The 6,625-nt window shown below is 63.5% G+C and carries 6 protein-coding genes and 3 pseudogenes; 6 read left to right on the forward strand and 3 right to left on the reverse strand.

What is annotated here, in order from left to right:
- Positions 1-158 precede the first annotated feature (158 nt).
- Positions 159-956 (forward strand): annotated as a pseudogene (locus BMZ69_RS27320) (IS30 family transposase); the annotation flags it as partial.
- A gap of 144 nt (positions 957-1,100) precedes the next feature.
- On the opposite strand, the gene BMZ69_RS27325 reads toward BMZ69_RS27320, so the two are convergent.
- Entirely contained in the window at positions 1,101-2,048 is a 948-nt protein-coding gene (locus tag BMZ69_RS27325) for a LysR family transcriptional regulator (RefSeq protein WP_244543567.1), read from the reverse strand.
- A gap of 84 nt (positions 2,049-2,132) precedes the next feature.
- Here BMZ69_RS27325 and BMZ69_RS27330 point away from each other — a divergent pair, with 84 nt between their 5' ends.
- The 5 genes and pseudogenes from BMZ69_RS27330 (at position 2,133) to BMZ69_RS32425 (ending at position 4,980) form a co-directional block, all read left to right on the forward strand.
- Positions 2,133-3,140 (forward strand): zinc-dependent alcohol dehydrogenase family protein, encoded by a 1,008-nt coding sequence (locus tag BMZ69_RS27330; RefSeq protein WP_092162901.1) that lies wholly within the window; start codon positions 2,133-2,135, stop codon positions 3,138-3,140.
- Positions 3,141-3,169: 29 nt separating this feature from the next.
- Complete coding sequence (locus BMZ69_RS27335; protein ID WP_092162902.1) at positions 3,170-3,952, forward strand: NAD(P)H-dependent oxidoreductase; 783 nt, start codon at positions 3,170-3,172, stop codon at positions 3,950-3,952.
- An 11-nt stretch (positions 3,953-3,963) separates the two neighbouring features.
- Complete coding sequence (locus tag BMZ69_RS27340; protein ID WP_092162903.1) at positions 3,964-4,185, forward strand: hypothetical protein; 222 nt, start codon at positions 3,964-3,966, stop codon at positions 4,183-4,185.
- An 80-nt stretch (positions 4,186-4,265) separates the two neighbouring features.
- Positions 4,266-4,556, forward strand: a pseudogene (locus tag BMZ69_RS32420) (aldehyde dehydrogenase family protein); the annotation flags it as partial.
- A 4-nt stretch (positions 4,557-4,560) separates the two neighbouring features.
- Entirely contained in the window at positions 4,561-4,980 is a 420-nt protein-coding gene (locus tag BMZ69_RS32425) for an aldehyde dehydrogenase family protein (RefSeq protein ID WP_280142133.1), read from the forward strand.
- Between the two features lie 132 nt (positions 4,981-5,112).
- Here BMZ69_RS32425 and BMZ69_RS27350 read toward each other — a convergent pair whose 3' ends face one another.
- Positions 5,113-6,534: a recombinase family protein gene (locus tag BMZ69_RS27350; RefSeq protein ID WP_244543568.1), complete on the reverse strand. Its 1,422-nt coding sequence runs from the start codon at positions 6,532-6,534 to the stop codon at positions 5,113-5,115.
- Positions 6,535-6,543: 9 nt separating this feature from the next.
- Positions 6,544-6,625: pseudogene (locus BMZ69_RS31340) on the reverse strand (IS5/IS1182 family transposase); the annotation flags it as partial.

Raw genomic sequence — 6,625 nt, forward strand, 5'->3', positions numbered from 1 at the left:
CCATGTTCGGCGAGTGCCTGCCGGTAGCGTCCAGCCGCGTATTGGGCGGATTCACAGGATCGGTCACGAACATCGATGGCACCGGCTTCGCAGGTCCCAAGGTGATATGGAAGAAGCGTCGCGCCGTGCTTCGGCAGAGCCGGCGCTGGTCAACCGCGTGGAGCCCCGAGCAGATCGCCCATCGACTTCGGATCGATTATCCGGAAGATCCCAGCATGCGCATCAGCCACGAGGCGATCTACCAGTCCCTGTATATCCAGGGTCGCGGTGCGTTGCGTCGAGAGCTGACGGCTTGCCTGCGCTCGGGCCGAGCTCTGCGTGTTCCGCGTGAGCGGACCCGCGGCCGTGGAAAGGCCTTCGTGGGTGATGCCATCATGATCAGCGAACGACCGCCGGCGGTCGAAGACCGGGCGGTTCCGGGGCACTGGGAAGGCGATCTCATCCTGGGCCTGCACAGCTCGGCGATCGGCACTCTCGTCGAATGCAGCTCGCGCTGCACGATGCTGCTGCACCTGCCGCGCCAGGAGGGATATCTGCGTGGACAGCGGGTCAAGAACGGTCCGCCACTTGCCGGACACGGAGCAGAAGCCGTTCGCACGGCCATCGTACAATCCATGAGCGAGCTGCCCGCGACGCTTCGTCAATCGCTGACCTGGGATCAAGGAGCCGAGATGGCTCAACACGCACGGCTCCGCATCGAGAGTGGGTTGGAAATCTACTTTTGCGATCCGCAAAGCCCATGGCAGCGCGGCTCGAATGAAAACACCAACGGCCTTTTGCGCCAGTACTTCCCGAAAGGGACTGATCTCAGCCGGCACTCGACCGGGGAGCTGGCTGCCGTCGCGCACGCGATGAACACCCGGCCACGCAGAACGCACGGATGGAAAACACCGATCGAAGTACTCGATCACTTCCTCGCTCAGCAGTATGATGTTGGTGTTGCGACGATCGGTTGAATTCGCCAGCCGAGGCCAGAACCGTCGAGGCGACATGGCGAAAAATCGGACATCTCCTCCACCTCGTCTCACCAGAAGAGTGCACAAACTACATCGCAAACGCAGGATATGCTGCCGTGTAAATGTAGCACGCTCTAAATGGTCTCAAGGGCGCTGACGGCAGACAGCCAGCGCAGCGAGCCGGTCACGCAGCCAGCTTTGTGCTGGATGGTTGGTCGTGCGTTCGTGCCAGATACTGGCGATGGCAAATCCGGGTATGTGGAGCGGCGGTTTCAGCACCTGCACCCGGTCTGACCAACCGTCTGCGATCCGACGTGGAATCACCGCGACCATATCGGATCGTGACACGATCTCCGGCACGATCAGGAAGCCCGACGTGGACAAGGCAACGGTACGACGGCGGCCGATCGCCTCAAGCGCCCCATCGGTAGGTCCGGCAAAGCCTCCGCCGAGTTTCGAAACGACGACGTGGTCCAGCGCGCAGAACAAGTCCAGATCAAGGACACCGTGCACTGCCGGATGCCTTTGTCGCGCGACGACCACATACTCCTCCTCGTAGAGCCGGCGCTGGCGCATCGCCGCCGGCGCTTCTTCGGGCCTTGCCAGGGCCAGGTCCACCTCGCCACGCTCCAACTGTGTCGTGAGTGCCATCACGTCGAGCGCCCGCCAGGCGATGCGGACCATCGGCGCCTCGGTCCGCAAAACGACCGAGTAGCGTGCCAGCAGCGCATACTGGACGTAGTCGCTCGCCGCGATCATCACGGTTGCACGCAGGGTCTCCGGATTGATCGGCGCTCCTTGCTCAACGACGCGGCGAACACCCTCCAGTGCCTCGTGCAGCGGCTCCATCAGCTCGAGTGCCCGCTGGGTCAGAACCATCCCGCGCTGGCCCGGTATCAGGAGCGGATCACCGAATGCATCGCGGAGTCTTGCCAGCCGTGCCGACAAAGCAGGCTGGCTGAGGTTCAGCCGGCTCGCGGCGCGCGTGACGTTGCGCTCCGCAAGCAGGGTCTCAAGCGTCACGAGAAGTCCGAGATCGAGGTTCCTGGTATCCATCATGTCGATAACAACACGTAAAACGTTCGATTTCAATACTCAAGATCATTGCGCTACTTAAGCTGGGAGCAGGTCAGATCCTGCGGCGCCACAATCGACGACACGGATACCAGTTCGCCTATGAAAGCTATCCAGGCTTATCCTCACCAAGGGCTCGACGGCCTGACGCTGCTGGATCTCCCCGACCCCGGCGAACCCGGGCCGACCGCCATCCGCGTGCGTGTGCATGCCACCTCCCTGAACTTCCACGATCTGGGTGTGGTGACGGGGCGGCTACCGTCCATTGATGGACGCATCCCCATGACGGATGGCGCCGGGGTGGTGGAGGCGGTCGGTTCCAAGGTCACGGAGTTTGAGCCCGGTGACCATGTCGTATCCACCTTCTTTCCGACCTGGCTGAACGGTGAGGCCACTCTTGCCGATTTCACCACCACACCAGGCGACGGGATCGACGGTTTCGCCCGGGAGGTCGTGGTGGCGCCCGCCACGTCCTTCACGCATGCGCCGGCAGGCTGGAACCACGCCGCCGCCGCGACCCTGACCACGGCCGGCGTGACGGCCTGGCGGGCCCTTGTGGTCAACGGCGGCCTCAAGGCTGGCGACAGCGTGTTGGTCCTCGGCACAGGCGGGGTGTCGATCTTCGCGCTGCAGATCGCGCGGGCGATGGGAGCCACGGTGATCGCGACCTCCTCCTCCGACGAGAAGCTGGAGCGGCTTCGCACGATGGGCGCTGCGCATGTCATCAACTATCGCCAGGACGAGCACTGGGGCGACCGGGTGCGGGACCTGACGGGTGGCACGGGCGTGGACCATTTCGTGGAGGTAGGCGGCCCAGGCACACTAGCACAGTCGATCAAGGCCGCGCGCGTTGGTGGCCATATCTCTTTGATCGGAGTGCTGACCGGGATGGCGGGCGACGTGCCAACAGCCATGCTCATGGCGCGGCAGCAGCGCCTCCAAGGGCTGATCGTCGGCAGCCGCCGTCATCAATTGGACCTGATCCGCGGTATCGACGCCGTTCAGGGCCACCCGGTGATCGACCGCTCCTTTCCGCTGGCCGAAATCGCAGACGCCTTCCGGCTCCAGGAATCTGGCGCCCATTTCGGCAAGATTCTCGTCGAATACTGACAGCCCCCAATTAACAAGAAGAGATCATCATGAAAGTTCTTATTGTTTACGCACACCCTGAACCCACTTCGCTGACGCGGCAGCTAGTCGACGTGACCGCTGAGACGTTGTCGGCAGCGGGGCACACCGTGGTCCATTCGGACCTCTATGGCATGAAGTGGAAGGCGGTGTATGACGCCGATGACTTCCCAGTGCGTGATAATCCCGACCGGCTGTCGTTCATTATGGAGTCAGGCCATGCTTACGCAAGCGGGCACCAGACGCCCGACGTGATCGCGGAGCAGCAGAAGCTGCTCGCGGCCGATGCTGTGGTCCTGCAATTCCCGCTGTGGTGGTACGGTGTGCCTGCGATCCTGAAGGGCTGGATCGAGCGAGTCTATGCCTTCGGTTTTGCCTACGGCTATCAAAATGGCTCCAACCAGTTCCGCTTTGGCGAGGGCATCCTCAAGGGCAAGCGAGCGCTGGTCAACGCGCAGGCAGGCGGCCCAGTGGCCGACTATGGCCCGCGGGGTATCAACGGGCCGATAGAGCAATTGTTGTTCCCGCTGACCCATGGCGCGCTGTTCTACCCCGGCATGGACGTGCTCCCGACGCACGCGGTCTATGGCGCGGGTCACGTTTCCACGGCGGAGGAAGTGGAGGCGATCAAGGCAGCATGGCGTGTGCGTCTCGCCGGGCTATTCACCGACAAACCGATCCCCTTCCGGTCGCAAAATGGCGGCGACTTCCCCGATCGCCACACCATGGCCGACCACGTTGCGCCGGGGCAAACTGGCCTCGTCGCGCACGTTGCCGATGTGGCCGACGCATAAGAGCAACGCCGATGTCGCCTGCATTGATCGCGCTTGACGTCGCGGCCTTCGCCATCGACACGACAGAATTCGTCATGATGGGGGTTGTTCCGGATGTCGCGCGCGATCCTACGGTAACGATAACCGAAGCCGGTCTGCTTTTGACTGCCTACGCCTTGGCCGTGGCTGTTGGTGCGCCGACGGTCACGGTCCTTGCCGGTAGGCTCCCCCGCGGGGCCTTGCGGTTGGGCTGATGGGCCTATTCACGCTCGGTAATCTGCTTAGCGGCGCTGCGCTGACTTATGAAGCGCTGCTGGCCCGCCGGATCGCCAGGATGCAGAAGATCGCCTCCACCGCGCCCGCGCCTCCGAGCAGAGGCGACGGAAGGCCTCGCGCAGGTGATTCGCCGCCGCCCATCTTTTCCGCCACGCGCAAGGTCCGCAATGCCGGGCAGGTCTGTACCTCGCCGACGCGTTTCTTCGTGCAGCGGGACATCTACGAACGTTTCACCAGGGCCTTCGTCGCGAAGGCTGAGGCCGTGACCATCGGCAACGGGCTCGACGCCGGGACGGAGATGGGTCCGGTCGCCAACCACTGCCGCATCGAGGCATTGGAAGCGCTCACCGCGGATGCGCGAGCCCGTGGCGGGCGCGTGCAGACCGGTGGCGAGCGCATCGGCAATCGCGGCTATTTTCTTCCCGCCCACCGTCCTCACCGAATTGCCGGACGATGCCCTCGCGCTGCGCGAGGAGCCCTTCGGTCCGATGGCGATCATCAACCCGGTCCGTACGGTCGAGGAAGCGATCGAGAAGGCCAATTCGCTGCCCTTCGGGTTGGCAGCCTATGGCTTCACCCATTCCGCGGCGCGCGCCGACCAGCTTGCCCAGGGTATCGAGGCCGGCAATGTTTCGATCAACACGCTGGAAGCCTCTGTCGCCGAAGTACCCTTCGGCGGCGTCAAGGACAGCGGCTATGGCCGCGAGGGCGGCGCCGAGGGCCTCGCCCAGTACATGACCGTGAAGACCCTGTCCCACCGGATGGCGATCTGAGCGGAGGCACGCTCAACTTCCCCACTCGGGCTGTCCCGCAGCACGGCATCGAGATGAGATACCGCGCGCCGATCAGCCCGAGCGGCATTGGCCTGCCCCGGCGGCGGATACACTGGGACACCATCTTCTGTATCATGCCTCTCGGCGAAGTTGAATTTCCCAATGATCACAGTGCCCATCTATATCTCGTCGGGCGCGCCACTTCGGTACAGATCTGCGAACTTCCTGCACGTTGGCGGGGCCGTCCTTGACGGCCTGCGCCAGCACGTGGGTGTTGCCGACAAGACGGACAACGCCGTCGTCGACTTCCACCCGATCGAGCAGCGCCCGCAGGTAGCCTTTCCGGAACGGAATCGGGCCGTTCGCGATGTTTTCCGCGACCAGTTGACCGAATCGCGCGAGCACCTCATGGGAAAAGCCCTCCTGACCGGGTCGCGGCGCCTGCAGCCGTTCGAGTTCGGCATCGACCTTGGCGATCTCGTCACGACGCAGCGCGATGCGGCTCTTGATCTCGTCGTCGACGATGTCGCTGCTCTCAACAAGATCAACGAGGCGCCGAAGCTTGTCCCGGGCCTCGAACCGGGTCTGCTCGAGCCGCTTGATCCGGCCCTCGACCTCTTCGGCGCGACGCGAGCGGGCGTCGATCACCGCCGACAGGACGGTGGCCAGGCGGTCGGGCTGGAGAAGATTTCTCGTCAGGGCATCGACGACGAGGCTGTCGAGGCGGTCCATGCGGATCGAGCGCCCGGGACAGGCGGCTTTGCCTTTTCGGGCACAGGCCGAGCAGGTGTAATACTGATAGACCTTACCCTTGCCACCAGTGCCGGTGCGCAAGGTCATCGCGGCACCGCAACTGCATGAAGCCAACCCCGTCAGCAAGATCGGTCCAGTCAAGACGCGCGGTGCGACGACCTTCGGGCTTCGCGTAGGAAGAGCCTGCTGAACCCATTCGAACAGGGTGCCATCGACGATCGGCTCCACCGTGCCATGGATGTGCTGATCGACCGGCTTCTGGCGCAGCGTGCGGGAACAGCGTCGGTTGAATGTCGTCTCGCCAATATAGGCGCGGTTGGTCAGGATCGTGTGGACGGCGGCCACCCCGAAAAGGCCACCGCGTTTGGTCCGGTACCCGTGCTCGTTCAGCCAGGTCGCGATCGTCTTGACGCCCATCGGGCCGCTGCGACCGTCGCCGTCGCGATACAAGGTGAATATCCGCCGGACGAGCTCAGCCTCCACGGGATCAATGACCAGAACCTTCTTGTCGCGATTACCGTGCCGCGCGACGACTCTCGTCGTGAACCCCAGCGCGACCGGTGAGCCATTGTAGAAGCCGAGACGGGCATTCTCCTTCATCACGCGCTCGACATGCTTGCCGTTCTCGCGCGACTGGTGTTCGTCGAAGAGGGTAAAGACCTGCCTGACGAGCGCACCCGACGGATCGTCTGTGACCGTCTGGGTCATCGACACGATGGCGACGCCGTTCTTTTCAAGTTTACGGCGGTAGTATTCGAAGCTGAAGGAATCACGGAAGAACCGCGAGAAGGAATGAACTATGGTCGAGACTCAACGCAGCCAGTAGGCGACGAGAGCGGCGAGGCAGAGCGAGGCCAGATAGTTCCTGGCGAGCTTGTCGTAGCGGGTCGCG

The organism is Allobosea sp. CRIB-10, assembly GCF_900112185.1.
Lineage (GTDB): Bacteria > Pseudomonadota > Alphaproteobacteria > Rhizobiales > Beijerinckiaceae > Allobosea.

Coding starts and splice junctions, on each gene's coding strand:
- BMZ69_RS27330 (WP_092162901.1), top strand. CDS start 2,133: ATGAAAGCTATCCAGGCTTATCCTCACCAAGGGCTCGACGGCCTGACG.
- BMZ69_RS27335 (WP_092162902.1), top strand. CDS start 3,170: ATGAAAGTTCTTATTGTTTACGCACACCCTGAACCCACTTCGCTGACG.
- BMZ69_RS27340 (WP_092162903.1), top strand. CDS start 3,964: ATGTCGCCTGCATTGATCGCGCTTGACGTCGCGGCCTTCGCCATCGAC.
- BMZ69_RS32425 (WP_280142133.1), top strand. CDS start 4,561: ATGCGCGAGCCCGTGGCGGGCGCGTGCAGACCGGTGGCGAGCGCATCG.